Annotated in this window: 14 protein-coding genes and 1 riboswitch; of the genes, 6 read left to right on the top strand and 8 right to left on the bottom strand. The window is 45.6% G+C overall.

Translation table 11 applies throughout. The annotated features are described in order from the left end of the window. Positions 1-96 precede the first annotated feature (96 nt). The 4 genes from mukB to cmoM are packed head-to-tail and all read right to left on the bottom strand — an operon-like array spanning position 97 to position 7,400. Positions 97-4,560 (bottom strand): chromosome partition protein MukB, encoded by a 4,464-nt coding sequence (mukB, locus tag A8140_RS05610; RefSeq protein WP_005532793.1) that lies wholly within the window; start codon positions 4,558-4,560, stop codon positions 97-99. Positions 4,561-4,562: 2 nt separating this feature from the next. Then, entirely contained in the window at positions 4,563-5,288 is a 726-nt protein-coding gene (mukE, locus tag A8140_RS05605; protein WP_005532796.1) for a chromosome partition protein MukE, read from the bottom strand. Then, positions 5,269-6,606 (bottom strand): chromosome partition protein MukF, encoded by a 1,338-nt coding sequence (mukF, locus tag A8140_RS05600; protein WP_005532798.1) that lies wholly within the window; start codon positions 6,604-6,606, stop codon positions 5,269-5,271. The genes mukE and mukF overlap by 20 nt, the downstream gene beginning before the upstream one ends. 2 nt (positions 6,607-6,608) lie before the next feature. After that, positions 6,609-7,400: a tRNA uridine 5-oxyacetic acid(34) methyltransferase CmoM gene (gene cmoM / locus A8140_RS05595; protein WP_005532800.1), complete on the bottom strand. Its 792-nt coding sequence runs from the start codon at positions 7,398-7,400 to the stop codon at positions 6,609-6,611. A gap of 114 nt (positions 7,401-7,514) precedes the next feature. On the opposite strand from cmoM, the gene elyC reads away from it, so the two are divergent. Beyond that, a complete protein-coding gene (gene elyC, locus A8140_RS05590) occupies positions 7,515-8,321 on the top strand; it encodes an envelope biogenesis factor ElyC (RefSeq protein WP_005532802.1) in 807 nt (268 codons plus the stop codon). A 106-nt stretch (positions 8,322-8,427) separates the two neighbouring features. On the opposite strand, the gene torR is transcribed toward elyC, so the two are convergent. Further along, positions 8,428-9,141: a two-component system response regulator TorR gene (gene torR, locus A8140_RS05585; RefSeq protein WP_005426192.1), complete on the bottom strand. Its 714-nt coding sequence runs from the start codon at positions 9,139-9,141 to the stop codon at positions 8,428-8,430. 233 nt (positions 9,142-9,374) lie between these two features. On the opposite strand from torR, the gene torD reads away from it, so the two are divergent. The 5 genes from torD (at position 9,375) to A8140_RS05560 (ending at position 13,673) form a co-directional block, all read left to right on the top strand. Then, the gene (torD, locus tag A8140_RS05580) at positions 9,375-10,022 is read left to right on the top strand and encodes a molecular chaperone TorD (protein WP_005532804.1); all 648 of its coding nucleotides are present in this window, start codon (positions 9,375-9,377) and stop codon (positions 10,020-10,022) included. 443 nt (positions 10,023-10,465) lie between these two features. Continuing rightward, positions 10,466-11,470, top strand: a complete 1,005-nt coding sequence (purR, locus tag A8140_RS05575) for an HTH-type transcriptional repressor PurR (protein ID WP_005532805.1) — start codon at positions 10,466-10,468, stop codon at positions 11,468-11,470. 279 nt (positions 11,471-11,749) lie between these two features. After that, positions 11,750-11,839, top strand: a riboswitch (cyclic di-GMP riboswitch). 116 nt (positions 11,840-11,955) lie between these two features. Continuing rightward, positions 11,956-12,546, top strand: a complete 591-nt coding sequence (locus tag A8140_RS05570; protein WP_005532808.1) for a TfoX/Sxy family DNA transformation protein — start codon at positions 11,956-11,958, stop codon at positions 12,544-12,546. A 120-nt stretch (positions 12,547-12,666) separates the two neighbouring features. Then, on the top strand, positions 12,667-13,356 hold the full coding sequence (locus tag A8140_RS05565) for a TVP38/TMEM64 family protein (protein ID WP_005532811.1): 690 nt from the start codon (positions 12,667-12,669) through the stop codon (positions 13,354-13,356). Continuing rightward, positions 13,356-13,673, top strand: coding sequence for a putative signal transducing protein (locus tag A8140_RS05560; RefSeq protein ID WP_005532814.1), 318 nt, complete (start codon positions 13,356-13,358; stop codon positions 13,671-13,673). The genes A8140_RS05565 and A8140_RS05560 overlap by 1 nt, the downstream gene beginning before the upstream one ends. Positions 13,674-13,710: 37 nt before the next feature. Here the strand turns inward: A8140_RS05560 and A8140_RS05555 are convergent, their stop codons facing one another. The 3 genes from A8140_RS05555 to glgC form a co-directional block, all read right to left on the bottom strand. Beyond that, positions 13,711-14,514: an alpha/beta fold hydrolase gene (locus A8140_RS05555; RefSeq protein WP_005532816.1), complete on the bottom strand. Its 804-nt coding sequence runs from the start codon at positions 14,512-14,514 to the stop codon at positions 13,711-13,713. Positions 14,515-14,637: 123 nt separating this feature from the next. Then, complete coding sequence (glgA, locus tag A8140_RS05550; protein ID WP_005532817.1) at positions 14,638-16,095, bottom strand: glycogen synthase GlgA; 1,458 nt, start codon at positions 16,093-16,095, stop codon at positions 14,638-14,640. Then, entirely contained in the window at positions 16,085-17,302 is a 1,218-nt protein-coding gene (gene glgC / locus A8140_RS05545) for a glucose-1-phosphate adenylyltransferase (RefSeq protein ID WP_005532819.1), read from the bottom strand. The genes glgA and glgC overlap by 11 nt, the downstream gene beginning before the upstream one ends. Positions 17,303-17,596 lie beyond the last annotated feature (294 nt).

Raw genomic sequence — 17,596 nt, 5'->3', positions numbered from 1 at the left:
AGTATAAATTTAATAAATCTAGGCCAAGATTTAAAAGTAGCACAAACAAAAACGCCCGCAATCATTGCGGGCGTTTTGCTTTATTAGATTCGGAGTTTACGATTCAAACTCTTCAATCATCTCTTGCGCTTCAGTCTTAGGCTTATCCGTTTGACCAAAACCACGCAGACCAACTACGTGTACATGCTCGTGGTCTTTAAACACCTTACGCACGAGTTTGTAGGTCGTGCCTTTCTCTGGGCTGATGTTTTCTGGTGCCGCGATAAGAAGCTGCATATCCAGACGGTCACACAATTCGAACAATGTCGCGATAGACTTAGCATCCAGACGTGCTGCTTCATCCAAGAAGAGCAAACGACAAGGCACAATATCTTTGCTACGCAGACGACGAGACTCTTCTTCCCAGCTTTGCACTACCATCAGTAGGATTGACTGACCGGTACCGATCGCTTCACCTGTTGATAGCGCGCCAGACTCAGCTTGTAGCCAACCATCTGTACCACGGTTCACTTCTACACTTAGCTCTAGGTAGTTACGGTAATCCAGTAGCTCTTCACCCAGAACCTGAGGAGAGCGTTGACCCATATCGATATGTGGGTTCACGCGTTGGAACAGTTTCGCCATTGCTTCAGAGAAGGTAAAACGAGTCGATTCAAACAGATCTTTATGCTGCTCTTGCTGTGTCGCTAGACCGTTCAGTAGCACTTCGTGACTTTCGCGGATCTTCACGTTTAGACGTACGCCCTTCACCTGACCGAACGAGATGTTCGACAAACCTTGGTTCAGCATACGGATACGGTTTTGCTCACGCTGAATCGTCTTCTTGATGATGCTCGCTACCGACTCAGAGCTGATCGCTAGGCGGTTTTCACGTTGGGTTAGCTCTTCTGTTAGACGCGCTAGCTCTACTTCCATCTCTTCGATTGCTTCCACTGGATCATCAGTACGGATGATATCCTGACGAATACGCTCACGAAGGTGTTGGTAAACCGCGATGTAGAACAGAACTTTACGCTCTGGACGTGCGTTGTCTTCTGACAGACGCAGCGCATCACGTAGGTCGTCATTGTTCGCAACCGCTAGACGCAGCGCACCCAATGATTTATCCGACATCGAACGCAGTTCATCCGCAGACATGTAAGCCAGTTCACGCTTGTGTAGGCGACGCTCAACATCGTTCTCGCGCGCCAGACGAAGTACCGAGCACCAGCCGGCTTTCGCTGCAACCACGAAGGTACGCAGCTCAACGTATTCTTTCTGAACTTTCTTCAGACGTTTCGCCAAGCCTTTCATCTCTAGTTCAGTAGAGGTGATCGTGCGCTCGTATTCGCTCTTACGGCTACGAGACGTGTGTAGACGCTCATGCAGTTCATCACGACGACGCATTGCACGTTCTTCTGCACCTTCGTCCGCGTTAACGCCAAACTCTTGAAGTTCTTGTTTGAACTCTTGAACCGTTTCCAGTTTCGCTTGGTGCGAACTCTTCAGAGAAGCCAATACTTGGTTGTATTGGTTCATTTGACCTTGCGATTGCTTCAACTCTTCACGAGAGCATGTACGCATTTGTTCAGCTTGAACCAATTTCGCTTTTAGCTGCTCGCTCAGTTCGCTGCTCTTGTTCAATAAGTCTACTGAATCTGAGTAAGCGAAGTAGTGGCGACGTTCAACAAGATCTGAGAGTGCAAAGATTTGCTTCTTAAGATCTTGTAGCTGTTCGTCTGCCGCTTTGTATTCCGCTTCCAGCGCATCGAATTGCTCTGGATCGGCATCTAGGGCAACCGCCACTTTTTCCAATTCCGCCACAGCTTTCGCGTGGTTGGTTAGGAAAGCTTTTGCTTCTGAAAGCTGAGCGATTTTCTCTTCCAACTCATCAAAGCGTGCCTGCAGCGACTCATCTTCAATCAACGCCATGTTTGGCGCTAGCTTGTCTAGAGAAGACAACGCTTGCTTGCTGGTTTGCAGTTGAGAACGTTGCTGTTGCTCTTTTGCATCCAAATCAGCCAGTACGCGAGCGATTTGGTTACGCTTGTCACGAATGGTTGCCAGCGCTTGCTCTGGGTCAGCTTCGAATGCTACTTGAATGTGGCTTGCCACAAACTGGTTGAACGCTTGGTAAAGACGCTGCATTTTTTGCGAATCGAATGCTGCTTTCGCGTGCTTCTCAACCACTTCTTCACGTTCGTTACGAAGTAACTCTAAACGCTGCTCACGTGCCGCACGACCAAACAGTGGGATTTCAGGCAAGCGAGAGTAACGCATTTGGCGATCGTTCATGCGAACGCAAACCGCGCCTTCTAGCTCTTCCGCGTCGAATGAGCTGTCATCAAAGGCATCGATGTCACCTTCAATGATGTACAAGTCTTCTGGACAGTCGTCTAGCTCTACTAATTTCTCTTCGATACCAGACAGATCAGAAACAACGATAGCGTGACGAGCCGGACCGTACATCGCACTAAAGTAAGGCGCGTCATCAATTGTGATGTCATCGTAGATCTCAGACAGCAATACGCCGCCCAGTGTATCTGCCAAACCTTTCAGACGAGGGTCGTTTGAACCACCAGGAGAAGCAAGACGCTCAATCTCAGAGTCAAGTTGGCTGCGACGCTCTGCTAGTTTGTCTTTCGCCAGAGAAAGGGTCTTCTCTTGCTCAAGCACCACTTGCATTTGGCTCATGACTGACTGGCTATCTTCTAGCTCAGCGCCACTTTGCTCACGCAGTTTTTCTAGCGCATCGTTCGCGGCAATCCATGTTGGAGCAATGGCTTCTAGCTTGTTGATTTCCGCTGCTGCATCTTGCTCTAGACGACGCTGTTCGCTGCGTTGCTCACGCACGTCTTCTTGCGTCATTTCTAGCGAGTCAATTTGCATCGCGTGACGCTCACGTTCTTGTTCAAACGTGATTTCGTCAGTCAGTTCAACATGGAACTGCTTCTGGTATTCGTTGACTAGCTCGCGCGCTTGACGTTGCTGGTTAAGGCTACGCTCAAGGTCACGGTGCTGTGCACGCCATTGCTGTTCGTTTTGCGCAACTTGCTGAGATTCACGCGCTTTCGCAATTGCGGTTTTCGCATGTTCAGACGCGTCTCTGCGCTCAACTTGACCAACGATGCTTTGTACCAGTTTAAGTGCAGTTTCGAATTGCTCTGCTGCTGCAGAAGACATGTCCAACTTGTGCTTAACCGATAGCAACGCGTTGGTGCTTTCTGATTCTTTGCTTTTGAGTTCAGAGACAAGCGCTTGTGCCGATTCTGCCGTTAGGCTGTCATTGTCAAGTAATTGTTTCGCTTTTTCCAGCGCTTGAACCGCTTGTTGGTATTGAAGCGCGCGAGTTTGCTGAACGTCGAGTGCTTGTTGGTAGTCTGCCAGTTGCGTCTTAAGGCTATCCACCTCTTCTTCCGCAACGGTCGCCTGCTCTTCCACCATCATCACGCGTTCTTGCGCTTCTTCCACTACCATCATCTGTTCTTCAAGACGCTCACTCAGCTCTTCAAGATCTTCTTGGTAGCGTTCGATCTTCTCTTGCTGACGCAGTGCGTTTTGTACCAGTTGCAAGTTGTCCGAAGCCGCTTGGTAGTCTTGCTCTAATGCCGCTTCCGACTCAACTAACAGTTCTAGTTCTTCTTGAACGCGGTTAAGCAGGTTGTTTTGCTCAACAAGAGTTTCACGAGAACCGAACAGCTCTGAACGCAATGACAGTGTTTTATCTAGCTTATTACGACGGTCGTTCGCGTGACGCATGTAGTCCGCCGCCACGTAGTTAGTCGACTCTGTGATCAAGTGTTTGAACAAGTCACGGTCTGCTTGCGTGGTTTTGATCGCTTCTAGCGTCATGCGGTTTTCGCGCAGTGCCGATTCCATATCTTGGAACGCTTTCTTCACGCCGCCGTTTTGTGGCAGAAGGTAGTCACGTAGCGAGCGTGTAATCGCACTTGAGATACCACCGTAAAGCGATGCTTCGATCAGGCGGTAGAACTTAGAGCGGTCACCAGAGTTACGCAGTTTCTTCGGAATCACACCGAATTCGAACATCTGTGAGTGGTAATCCACGATAGAAGAGAAGGCTTTGAATTGAACACCTTCAAATTCTGCGATCGATTCTTTTACTTCGTTGATTTGACGTACACGAGCTTGAGTCGCTGATACGCTTTCAATCAAGATATCCGTTGGTTTCACATGGCTTGGAAGACCTTGGATAACAAACGGTTTGATGTCTACTTTCTTATCACGACCCGCAACTTGCTGCAGTTTTACTGCGAACAATAGGCGTTGGTTACGTGAGTTCACCACGTCTAGCGCCGCATAACACGCGCCCGGCTGTAGCTTACCGTACAAACCTTTATCGCGAGACGATTGGCTGCTTCCTGCTTCCGTCGTGTTACGGAAGTGCAGTAGCGTTTGGTCAGGAATCAATGCGGTGATGAACGCCGCCATTGTGGTTGATTTACCGGCACCGTTACCACCTGATAGCGTGGTGACCAGACCATCGATGTCAAACGTACGGGCAAAGAAGCCGTTCCAGTTGACCATGGTCAGCGATTGGTATTTACCGCGTTCAATCATGCTCATGCTTCACCCTCTTCTGTTGTTTCTTCTTGGGCTTGGTCGTCTTGATCTTCTTCAGACAATAGGCTGCCTTGGCTTGGTTCTTTGGTGTGCACTACCGCTTCACCATCACGGATCAGGCGTAGCTGCGCTTCACGCATATCATCGCCAACACGTACATCGGCACCAAAACGGAATACCGCTTCACTGATGCTGAATTTACCGGTTTCACCGATGTTGATGATCATGCCTAGGCGGCGCAGACGACGAAGTGACGTACGTACTTTTTCAAACAGCTTTTCTTTATCAAGGTCTGAACCAGTCGCACGGTTCGTTACTAGCTTCATCAGCTTATTTTCATCTGCTAGTGCAAGCAGTTCGTCGTACAGCTCTTGGTTAGTGAAGATACCTTCGTGCGCAAGACGCTCTGGGCTTAGGTAAAGGAAACACAGTACCTTACCCACCAGCATATCCAGCTCAGAAAGCACACTGCGGCCAATCAGAGACGTTGAACGAGGACGAAGGTAGAAGAAACCTTCTGGCGCTTTCACCAGTTCGGTGTTGTAGCGTTGGTAGAAAGAAGAAAGCTCAAGTTCGAAATCCGACAACAACGCGTGGTTATCTAGATCTTCACTTGAGATATGACGCCCTGCTCGAAGCATGCTATCTAGCGCTGGGAACAGAGGGTTAGAAATTGCTTTTGCCAGATTCTCTGACATGTATTCATTAGTATCGGTCGATGACATTCGCTTGTACCTTTGCCCCAAATTCGTTGATTGCTTTCCAGTCTGGCTGAACAGCTTGGTAGTCGGATTCTGAATAACCCAGACGTACCGCCTGATCAACGACAATGCGAGCTAAATCAAAGTGATGAGTGTATGGGTGCTGTGCAAGGTAATCTCGCAGTACCACGCTCAGATCAATTGGTGCGTCTTGGTCTTTATGCGCTTTCAGCATGTCACCAATTCGCTCCGCCAACTCATCATTGACTTGTTGAAACTCTTCGTATTCCACTTCCATCGGAACTTGACCTGTTACCTCGTCATCACGCAGTACTAGGGCTTCATCACGAAGGTCAGAAAGCCTTTCCGCATCTGCATAAGTCAGATACCAAGGCGAATCAAAGTAGTCTTTCACGGACTGGCGTAGACGCGAGCTAAACGCACGGTTCTTATCCATATCGATCGCGGTACGGATAAACTTGTGCACGTGTCGGTCGTAACCAATCCAAAGGTCGATCGCTTGCTGGCCCCAGCTTGTGATTCGGTCCAGCTTCATTTGCAGACCAAACAAGGCTTCTTCGATAAACTCAAGCTCAGGATCGCCGTAAACAATTTCTTGGATGTCTAGGATCTGAGTTTGCAGTTCATCACTGGCAGCTTGCAGCGTATCTTGAAGTTCACGCAACGTGCTGGATGTTTCTGACAGAAGTGCTTCACAGTTGTTGATCGCTTCACGCCAGTCTTTGTTAAGCAGGTCAGCAATCTGTTGTTTCACAGATTGTTGTTGCTCATCCATCACACGTTGGTTGAGGTCAATTTGATCGAAGATTTCGCCTACAGAATATTTCAAAATCCCGTAAACGTTTTTCTTCCAGTGGCCCGGAGTGCCACCCTTTTGTGCCGCTTCAATCGCTTTCGCCATTTCATCCGCTACCATGGATAGCTGGATAGAAAGACGCAGTTTCGAGAACTCACGATGGCGCACGTAGTAGTCGGTTATCCCTATCGCTAATGGCGACAAGCGGTAAATGCTCGCTCCGTCAGTAATTTCACTGACAAAACGGCTAATGAGGCGCTGCTTAACCATCTCGTTGATGGCATTGTTCGCACGGAAAGCCGAAGCTTCACCCGTCTCATCAAAAAGTCGAGTGACGATGGCAAATGCGTCGTGCAATTCACCTTCACCCAATTCTTCATCGAACCTTTCATTACTTAGTACTGCGATAGCAATCAAAAATGCCAGTCGCTCAGTGGTCAGGTTCAACGAGAAATCGTGCTGCTTTACCCAGCCAACCAACTCATCGATTGGTTGCTCTGCAGCATTGAGAGTCATCTCACTCATCGTTATTCCTGTTTATCGTTCTTCTTAGCCCACACATGAATATAGCGGCCTAATGAGAGGTATGGCTCTTGTCGACAAAGTTGTTTTTCTAGCGCCAACACATCTTCAAACTCGTAATCGCCCATGTATTCCATATTGCCTATGTAATCACTGAATGAACGAATACCAGATTTTCCACAAATACTAAAACCAGAATCTTCTATCCATTGATAGACCTCTTCGGGTTTTAGGCCTTTTTGTGGCTGTAGTTTAAATCTTTTTCGGTGAGGCATGCCGTCTAAAACATGAGGAATGTTGCCACAAACCACATTTTTATAGACTAAGCCGTGGTGGTTATAGAACATAACCGAAGCGATGCCCCCCGGCTTGACCTGTTCCAAAACGGTTTCGAGTGCGGTTTTCGGGTCTACCAACCACTCCATGACAGCATGGAACATGACAAGGTCCACCTGCGCTTCCATGTGATCACCAATGGATTGGACAGGCGAATGAATCAGGCGATACTGCTCAAGCAAACCGTTTTTTTCAATATCCTGTTTCGCTAGTTGCAGCATTTCCGAAGATAGATCACATAAAGCGACATGATGTCCGAGCTTAGCAAGCTTTTGCGACATTTGTGCTAAACCACCACCAGCATCAAGGACTTGTAGAGCTTGATGGTCGGCGCCTAATTCACTTAGAATCTGTAGAAAATCTTCCCACACAATGATTTGACGGATCTCCCCTTTATCGGAGCCGTAAATATTTTTTGCAAATTTGTGGGCGATATCGTCGAAATTGCGGTCTTCTGTCACTTCTGCTGGGTTATCATATCGGATTGTGCCGCTATTCTGTCACAAGGAAAGCAGGAATAAAGAGGGTCAACCTCATTTTTATAATCAATTGATGTTTTTTCGGACTATTTTCGTATGTTTGAGCTGAAAAAAGTAATGTCTGCCTTGCTTATGCCACTTCCGGCATTGTTAATCATAGGCTTGTTAGGTCTTGCTCTCATTAGTTTTACCACAAAACGTAAAACTGGCTGCTTTGTCGTTCTATTCTCTTTCGTCGGCATTTTTCTTGTTGCCTTTCAACCTGTTTCAACCAAGCTGTTAATGCCTCTTGAGCGCGAGTACAAAGCGTTTTTACCTGTTTCTGGTACTGTTGACTATGTCATGGTGCTCGGTAACGGCCATGTGGTGGACAATGAGATCCCACCCACTTCTCAATTAAGTCGCACATCACTGATGCGACTCACCGAAGGCATTCGTATTTTGCGTATGTACCCAGGTGCAAAACTCATTCTGTCTGGCTACGCTGGCGGCTCTGAAATAAGCCATGCTCGTATGATGGCGAACGTTGCGCTTTCTCTTGGTGTAGCCAAATCCGATATCATTTTGTTGGAAGACGCGAAAGACACCTGGGAAGAAGCACGCCAAGCGGCAGCCTTCGTAAAACAAAAAGATATTGTGTTAGTGACTTCTGCTAGCCACATGAAACGTGCTTTGTATGAGTTCAACGCTGCGGGTATTAAACCAATCCCAGCACCAACGAACTTTATGGCGATTGATGACATCGAGCAGCCATGGCAGAAATACGCACCAAAAGCACGCTACCTAGAGCAAACCGAACTCTACTGGTATGAATACCTTGGTGGGTTATGGCAAAAGCTGCGCGACAACGTCGGTCAAACACCAATGGTTGAAATGGAAGATCCTGAAATATTGCAGCCATAGAAACAGCGTTTAATAGCTAGCAAGCATCTTACGCCAGATTGCGCTACAAAAATGACAGACACAAAAAAGGAGAGCCAGTGCTCTCCTTTTTCTTTACTGCGATGATTTAGTCACCAGCGAACATGTAGCCTTCACCGTGAACCGTCACAAAGATTTGTGGGTTCTTAGGGTCAAACTCCATCTTAGCTCGCATGCGGCGAATCAAAACGTCGATAGTACGATCGTTTGGCGCATCCACTCGGTGGCTGATCATATTCAAAATACGCTCACGGCTAAGTACCTGATTTGGGTACGAAGACAATGCAACTAACAGCTCATATTCTGCTTTCGTTAGTTTCACTGGCTCACCATTGCGGCTTAGAGCACGACGTTGAATATCAAACGTCCACTCACCGAAGCGCACAATGTGTTCTTCATTAGTGTCGCTGGCTGCTTTTTGAGAACCGTTGCGAGCCGCAGAGATGCGCCATAGCAAGTTCTTAACGCGAACCAGTAATTCCCTTAGTTCAAAAGGCTTTGTCACATAATCGTCTGCGCCCATTTCTAGGCCAACGATTTTGTCAATGCTATCCGTGCGTCCTGTCACTAATATGATGCCGATATCTGATTGGCTGCGTAATTCACGCGTAAGCATCAGGCCGTCTTCGCCGGGCAAGTTAATATCCAGCATAATTAAATCTACATCGCCACCTTGCAGCACTTCACGCATCTCTGCGCCACTTTCTGCTTCACTGACTTTGTAGCCTTCGTTTTGGAAATAGCCCGCAAGCTTACTACGAGTTACAACATCATCTTCTACGACTAATACGTGATAGCTCATTTACACCACTTTCTGTCTTTTTTATTATCCAAGACGTATTCTATTCATAACTAGTAACATTTCTAGTCGTGGAACCATTAAAATGCAAGATTTTGCGATTTTATTGATTCAAAGCAAGTTTATTTACGGCCATACATAACTACGAATATTTTCCCACAAAGCATAACAATTATAGTTACTGCTATTCATCTTAATTGTTTACACTTAAGGGAGAATCATTCAGGAGCAAAAAAATGCAAGAAGTGAAAGCTTTTAACGAAAAACGCGCCGAGATCTATTGGTGGTTTTCTAGTCTGTTCGCAAAAGAGCTGACAGAAAATGAATTGGAAGCCTACCACAGTGTTGAAATTCGAAGCTTTTTAGCCGGCCTTGGTGAAAATGAATCACTGAAACCAGCCGTTGATACCCTTGTTGATGCACTCAACCGCCAACAAGATCGTGAAGACGCTCAGCTAGAATTAGCTGCAGACTTCTGCGAACTTTTCCTTAAAACAGAAAAACACGGCGCACTGCCTTACGCCTCTATGTACATCGGTAAATCTGGCCTGCTAAATGATAAACCAGCAGAAGAGATGGAAAAGCTGATGGCTGATTTTGGCGTGCAGGTAGACGAAAACCTTAAAGAACCAGCAGACCACTTAGCGGTAGAGCTGGATTTCTTAGGCAACATGATCATTCGCTCAAACGAACTAGAGCAAGAAAAGCATATGGAAGAAGCGTTCGAGAAACAGAACGAATTCATCCAGCAGCACCTTATGACTTGGTTGCCTCAGTTTGCTGCTAAATGTAAGCAATTCGATGAATTTGGCTTCTATGTTAGCGTTGCGCAACTATTAATTGCATTCTGTAAACTGGACAGCACCTACCTTCTTGGTGAATAATTGCCGCCTATTTTAGGGAGCCTGCTATTTAGGCTCCCTATTTTATTCGTTTATTTTTAATCTGGCTCATAGAAACCCAACAAATTTAGCCGTTAAAATGTGACCTCAAAGGCACAAAACAACCGCTGAAAATATTGCCAGTCTGCCCACATCAGTCTAAAATGTGAGCGCAAACGATTAAATATGATTTATATGTAAACCGCTGAAATATAGCGGTTTTCGTGTTTTCTTAACATGATTGCTGACCTATTTCTCATTTATGTAAGACAGGAATAGGCGTTTCAGCAACAAATGTTGCTACAAACATTTTTATACCGATTTCGGAACAACCGCTGCCAAATATCTCAGCAATGCCCTTTCTGCAGTTGCTCGGTTTGCGCAAGACCCTAAACGTATGGTTGTCTTCACTACGGTATTCAGTAGCTCGATACAGGACATCATTTATGGCCACTATTAAAGACGTTGCTCGCTTAGCCGGCGTTTCTACCACAACAGTTTCGCACGTAATTAACAAAACTCGCTTTGTTGCAGAGACCACTCAAGAAAAAGTAATGAAAGCAGTGGATGAGCTCAATTACGCGCCAAGTGCTGTTGCTCGTAGTTTGAAATGCAACTCTACTCGTACTATCGGTATGTTAGTTACTCAATCAACCAACCTATTCTTCTCTGAAGTGATCGATGGTGTTGAAAGCTACTGTTACCGTCAAGGTTACACACTGATCTTATGTAACACTGGTGGTATCTACGAGAAACAACGTGACTACATCCGCATGCTTGCTGAGAAACGCGTAGACGGCATCCTAGTAATGTGTTCTGACTTGACGGAAGAGCTAAAAGAGATGCTTGATCGCCATTCAGACATTCCTAAAGTGGTAATGGACTGGGGCCCAGAAAGCTCACAGGCAGATAAGATCATTGATAACTCAGAAGAAGGCGGTTACATCGCGACGAAATACCTGATCGACAACGGTCATACTGACATCGCATGTTTGAGTGGCCACTTTGAAAAGGCAGCGTGCCAAGAGCGTATCGCAGGCTACCGTCGTGCAATGGCTGAAGCAAATCTTGCAATAAACGAAGATTGGGTTCTTGAAGGTAACTTCGAGTGTGATACAGCAGTACTTGCTGCAGACAACATCACTGCAATGGAAAAACGCCCAACTGCTGTATTCTGCTTTAACGATACAATGGCGTTAGGGTTGATGAGCCGTCTACAACAAAATGGCATCAAAGTACCAGATGACATCTCCGTTATCGGCTACGACAACATTGAGCTTGCTGAGTACTTCTCACCGCCGCTAACAACGATCCACCAACCGAAACGTCGTGTGGGTAAAAACGCGTTTGAAATTCTACTAGAGCGCATCAAAGACAAAGAGCACGAAAAGCGTGTGTTTGAGATGCAGCCAGAGATCGTAGTTCGCAATACAGTTAAGAAATTGAACTAATTTCACCTCAATTTTTATAAAGCGCTCTTCGGGGCGCTTTTTTATTGCGTAAAATAACTTTTTTGAAACATTCGACATCGCTTATACAATCAAAAGCTAAGATAAGTTGCTGTTTTAACTCACTTGTAGCCCATTTCCTACATCAAGCTTTAGTATGGCAATTAAGCAGTCCAAAATATGAAACTAAACACACCAAAATAGCACTATTAACTGAACCAAGATCACACTTTGGTACTTGAAACGTGATGTTAATTCAATATACGAAGTATTCTCAAATGGTCACGCACAGGGCAAACCATTCGAAAGGGTGGGACGCAAAGCCTCCGGCCTGAACCATCGAATTAGATGGAAGGTAGCGGGGTTACCGATGGCAAATATGCATTAAGTGAGTTTACCCTTTAATGACATTGTGTCTGCATGCATTTGCTAATCTCTCGGACCTGATTTTTGGTGGCGTAATATTAATTACACCGAGATAACACACCATGGATAAACCGATACTCAAAGACTCAATGAAGCTGTTTGAGGCACTTGGTAATATCAAGTCGCGCTCAATGTTTGGCGGCTTCGGGCTCTTCGCTGATGAAACGATGTTTGCGCTAGTCGTAAACAACCAACTTCACATTCGAGCTGACCGACAAACATCTTCTGACTTCGAGACTCAAGGACTAAAACCGTACGTCTACAAAAAACGTGGTTTCCCAGTTGTTACGAAATACTATGCGATTTCTAATGATCTATGGGATTCAACCGATCGCTTGATTGAAGTTGCAAAGCAATCTCTAGAGACCGCTAAGCAAGAGAAAAAGCAACAAGCGAGCACCAAACCTAACCGATTGAAAGACCTTCCGAACCTTCGCCTAGCAACTGAACGTATGTTGAAGAAAGCAGGCATTGACTCTGTCGAGCAGCTAGAAGAAGAAGGTGCCTTAAACGCTTACAAAGCAATCCAAGATACGCATGCCTCAACGGTAAGCCTTGAGTTGTTGTGGGCACTAGAGGGCGCAATCAACGGTACACATTGGAGCGTCGTACCTCAGTCTCGCCGAGAAGAATTGATGAGTGCTCTCCCGTAGCGCGTTCATATCAGTATGACATTGAGTAAAAGCCGCAGTTTTCACGCTGCGGTTTTTTTTTGAAATTTTTTCTTATTCCATTCTGTCTTATTATTTAAGAAGCCAAACGGAGCAATTGATATGAATAAGAAAATGATTTTAGGACTGATCCTAGTCGCGACCATCCTCTTTTTAGGTGTAAATTTTGGCCAATACCTAACCCTAGAAAATGCAAAAGCACAACAAGAGGCGTTAAATAGCTTTATTGACCAAAACTTCATATACGCCGCCGCGACCTATTTCTTTGCTTATATCGCCATCACTGCGTTTTCGATTCCAGGCGCAGCTGTCGTTACCCTGCTCGGTGCTGCTTTGTTTGGTTTTTGGACTAGCTTATTGTTGGTTTCTTTTGCCAGCACCATCGGCGCTACGATTGCTTTCTTGAGTAGCCGTTACCTATTGAGAGAATGGGTACAAAGCAAATTTGGGAGTAAACTGAGTGCGATTAACCAAGGCGTTGAAAAAGATGGTGCCTTTTACCTGTTTTCTCTGCGCTTGATTCCTGTTTTTCCGTTTTTCCTTATCAACTTATTGATGGGGTTAACACCGATGACCATTGCGCGTTTTTACTTAACCAGCCAAATCGGTATGCTGCCAGGCACTGCCGTGTACTTAAACGCTGGTACTCAACTCGCCACCATTGATAGCCTATCAGGTATTGTGTCGCCGACCGTATTAGCGTCATTTGCGTTACTTGGTTTGTTCCCAATCATCGCAAAATGGGTTATGAATAAAGTTCGCCCTGCTCAAGTACAAAACGGAAACGCTTAATGAAAATATACGTCGCCAAGAATCCTGCTGAAGCTCATATCGTTTGCGAGCTTCTAAAAACCGAACAGATAGCTTGTGAAGTAAGAGGCGAGGGAATGTTTGGCTTGAAAGGCGAACTGCCATTTGGCGATGATACAGACCCGTATGTTTGGCTTTTACATCCAGAGCAAGAGTTGAAAGCGTCAGCCATTGTTGAAGATTATCGACAACAAGCGGACCGAACTTATCAAGATTGGCGATGCCCACAATGTTCAGAACAAAATGAAGGTCAGTTTGGGGCATGCTGGCAATGTGGATATCAAATAGGGGAGCCATAATGGCTCCCCTACTCTTTGGGTCTGACTGAAAAATCTATTAAGCCGCAAGACTTTGCTGCTTAATGAACTCGATAGAATGCTGATTAAAGTCGTCTGGTCTTTCCACATTACACACGTGGCCACAATCAGGAATTTCGCGCAAGACGCTGAGCTTATGTACCGCAACCATCTCTTTGACAGGTTTAATAAACATATAATCTCTGTCCCCCATCAAGTATAGGGTTGGGATTGGAAGCTCACGATCTTTAAAATATCGCATCAACGGGTTCACATCTGCAGCCAAAATAAACCAACGTTTGAATTCTTTCTGGCACAGCTTCTTTGCTTCGCGAATAAATAAATGTCGCGATTCACGTTGGTTCTTCTGTGGCATCACAATGTAAGCAAATAACTTATACAGCCACATGTATGGCAGGATGTGCTTACCGAAGTTACCAAGTCTCACTAGGATTTGAGAGCGTGTATTCAAACGTGTCACCGCCCCGCCAAGAACCATAGAGCGTACGCGTTCTGAAGCCAGCTCGGCAAGGTTACGAACAATGATGGTCCCCAGAGACATACCGACAAAGTGCGCGGACTGAATCTTAAGGTGATCTAGGACTTTTAAAATATCTTGGGTGACTGCCGTAAAGGTATAACGGCTTGTCATCAACTCTTTAAGCAGTTGATTGGATTTTCCGTGTCCTCGAAGATCAATCAGCAATAAGTTGAAGTGCTGCTTATAAGCCTTGATCTGTTTAAACCATATCGAAGAACTGCCACCAGCACCATGAACGAAAACGACCCACTCTTTACTAGTAGGGTGTAAATAGGTTTTGTGGAATAAAAGTGGCTGAGTCATGTATCAGTATGAAAAACATTCTTTTTGGACAGGAATAAATAAATCCTAACACACTCTATTAGGACAAGAGTAATAAAGGCACCTAATTCGGTGCCTTTCGTTACACTTTCTAAAAATTTTGCGTCAATTTAACGCAGCTCTATACAGTTGCAAATACTCTTCAGCCGTTTTGCGCCAGCAAAAGTCTTTTTGCATAGCATGCAGTTGTACTCGCCTTACTTCGTTCACATTTTGTGCATACAGCAATAATGCTCGTAGCATGGTAAGCAACAATCCTTGTGGCGTCGGCTCATAAAAAACAAAACCCGTTGCGTCTGTTGGATCTACGTCGTAGTCATTCACGCTATCTTTTAAGCCCCCCACCCCACGAACGATAGGCAAAGTGCCATAGGCCATGCTGTAGATTTGGTTCAAACCACAAGGCTCAAACTCAGAAGGCATTAAGAAGAAATCTGAGCCGGCCTCAACCAAGTGCGCGAGCTCGTTGTCATAAGCTTCAACAAAAACAAACTTATCCGAAAACTGTGCGGCAACATCTCGTAACTGCGCAGCCAGAATAGGATCGCCAGTGCCAACCACAACAAGCTGAACATCGTGTTTTAGAAAATCAGCCAATGCCGGCAACAGATAATGAACCCCTTTTTGCTGTGTCAGGCGGCACACCATACCAAACATGGCACAATCGGACGCTTCAAGACCCAGTTGTTCTTGCAGCGCCCTCTTACATGCGTTTTTACCACGAACCATACTTTGTCGATTCGCTTTGTAGTTTAGCGGTAAATTCGAATCGGTTTCTGGGTTCCAAGTGCCGTAATCGCAGCCATTAAGAATACCAATCAAATCTCCAGCACGTTGCTGAAATTCCCACGCCATACCATGGCTTCCCAGCTCAGTTTTAAGCTCTTCTGCATAAGTTGGACTGACCGCATTTATTTTATCTGCGTTCATCACCCCCGCTTTAAGCATGGTGATGTGCGTAGCGCTTACCGCTGCGTCTGGTACATTTCGGGAATGAAATTCAGGAAGACACTGAACATCGTCATAGCTAAATACCCCTTTGAATACCGCATTATGGATAGAGATAACGCTGCGAGTATTCGCAAATAAAGCGTCGTGACCGTAACGATGTTTTAACAAGAATGGGACTAACCCAGTATGCCAATCATTGGCATGTACAATATCTGGTTGAAAACCAAGCTTAGGTAACATATCAAGGCAAGCAGCGCTGAAAAAAGCAAAGCGCTCGCCGTTGTCGGTATAAGCCTGGTTATTTTCCGCATACATGGAAGGACGATTGAAATACGGAGGGCAATCAATCAAGTAAACTGGATTGTCGCCGAGCGTTAGCTTTAGGACACGGTAAGCGTTATGAGGCCAACTCGTTAGCTCTGTCTCAAGAACGGTTTCCGCCTCTGATAACTGCTCAATGCCGGTATAGGCTGGTATAGAAATTCGTACATCTTGCTGAAGATTTTGAAGGGCTTCCGGCAGTGCCTTGGCTACATCAGCCAAGCCGCCACTCTTGATCAGTCCTTCGACTTCAGACGCTACAAACAGAACAGACAAATTGTTAGTAGCCAACACGTGCTCCTTTTGGAATTACAACAATGCCATCATCTGACACATGGTAGTGTTTCTTATCTTCTTGTAGATTTACACCAATTTGCGTACCCGGTGCAATATCCGCATCTTTATCTACAATCACGCGACGAAGTACACAACCTTCTCCAACTTTCACGTCACCAAGCAAAATACATTGGCTAATGTCACACGCAGAAGCGATGTTGCTGCGGAAGCCAAGTACCGATTTTTCGATACGAGAGCCACGCACGTAGCTGCCGTTACATACTAAGCTGTCAATGATTTGAACTCGACCATTGTCAGAGTCCGTAAATGTCGCAGGTGGCAATGGTGGGTAGTAAGTGTGCAGTGGCCATTTTCGGTTGTATAGCGAGAACGCTGCGTCTTTCTCAAGCAGATCCATGTGAGCTTGCCAGTACGCGTCAATCGTACCCACATCGCGCCAGTAAACTTCTTCTTTCTCGCCAGTAATGCGGTTAGTACTGAAGTCGTAAACGAACACATCACCACGTGGGAACATCTTTGGAATGATGTCTTTACCAAAATCGTGAGAAGAAGCTTCATTGTCGGCATCTTCAATCAACTCAGCAAACAGCGTCTGAGCTTCAAATACGTAGTTCCCCATCGAAACCAGCGCATGTTCTGGGTCGCCAGGAATAGATTTCGGGTTTGCAGGTTTCTCTTCAAAGCCGATCATACGACCTTCTTTATCGACTTCAATAACACCAAATTGAGAAGCTTCAGATAACGGCATTCTAAGCGCTGAAACCGTTAGTGACGCTTCTTTCTCTTGGTGGAAAGCCAACATCTGTTTGATGTCCATTTTATAAATATGGTCTGAGCCAAAGATACAAACTTGATCCGGTTCCGCCAATTCCATAAAACGTAGGTTTTGGTAAATAGCATCCGCTGTACCTTCGTACCAACGCTTACCTGTACGCATTTGCGCAGGAATTGGGTCGATAAAACGGTCGGTAATGCCGTTGATGTTCCACCCCTTTTTCAAGTGGTGGAATAGAGATTGAGATTTGAATTGAGTAAGAACGTAAATGCGCATGAGATCCGCATTCACAAAGTTATTCAGAGCGAAATCAATAAGTCGGTAGCTCCCGCCAAAAGGGACCGAAGGTTTACTGCGGGATTCCGTTAAAGGTCTCAAGCGAGAGCCTTCACCGCCAGCAAGAATCATTCCCAAAACACCAGCCATTCGTTGTTCTCCATATATAGTTATAGCTTGGAACTTGTACTCGCTTGATATGAGCAGAACTCGGGGAGTCAAGCGAATACGTTAATACATTCGCACTGACAAGTTTCTTTGAACCCTCACAGCACGAACTAAAAAAGCTATTGCACATCCTCGTACGCCAGCACCTTAGTTATTCTTTATTTTTGGCGCTAAATAACAGCATACAGATACATTATTTGTGTAATAAGTTATCGGACTGGAACTAAATTACAATTTAAAATATGCCATTCTGTGTCATATACAGATGTTGCTTAC

Origin of the sequence: Vibrio campbellii CAIM 519 = NBRC 15631 = ATCC 25920 (genome assembly GCF_002163755.1) — a bacterium.
GTDB lineage: Bacteria > Pseudomonadota > Gammaproteobacteria > Enterobacterales > Vibrionaceae > Vibrio > Vibrio campbellii.
Note: the sequence above shows the minus strand (reverse complement) of the source record. Positions and strands in the feature narration are given on the sequence as shown.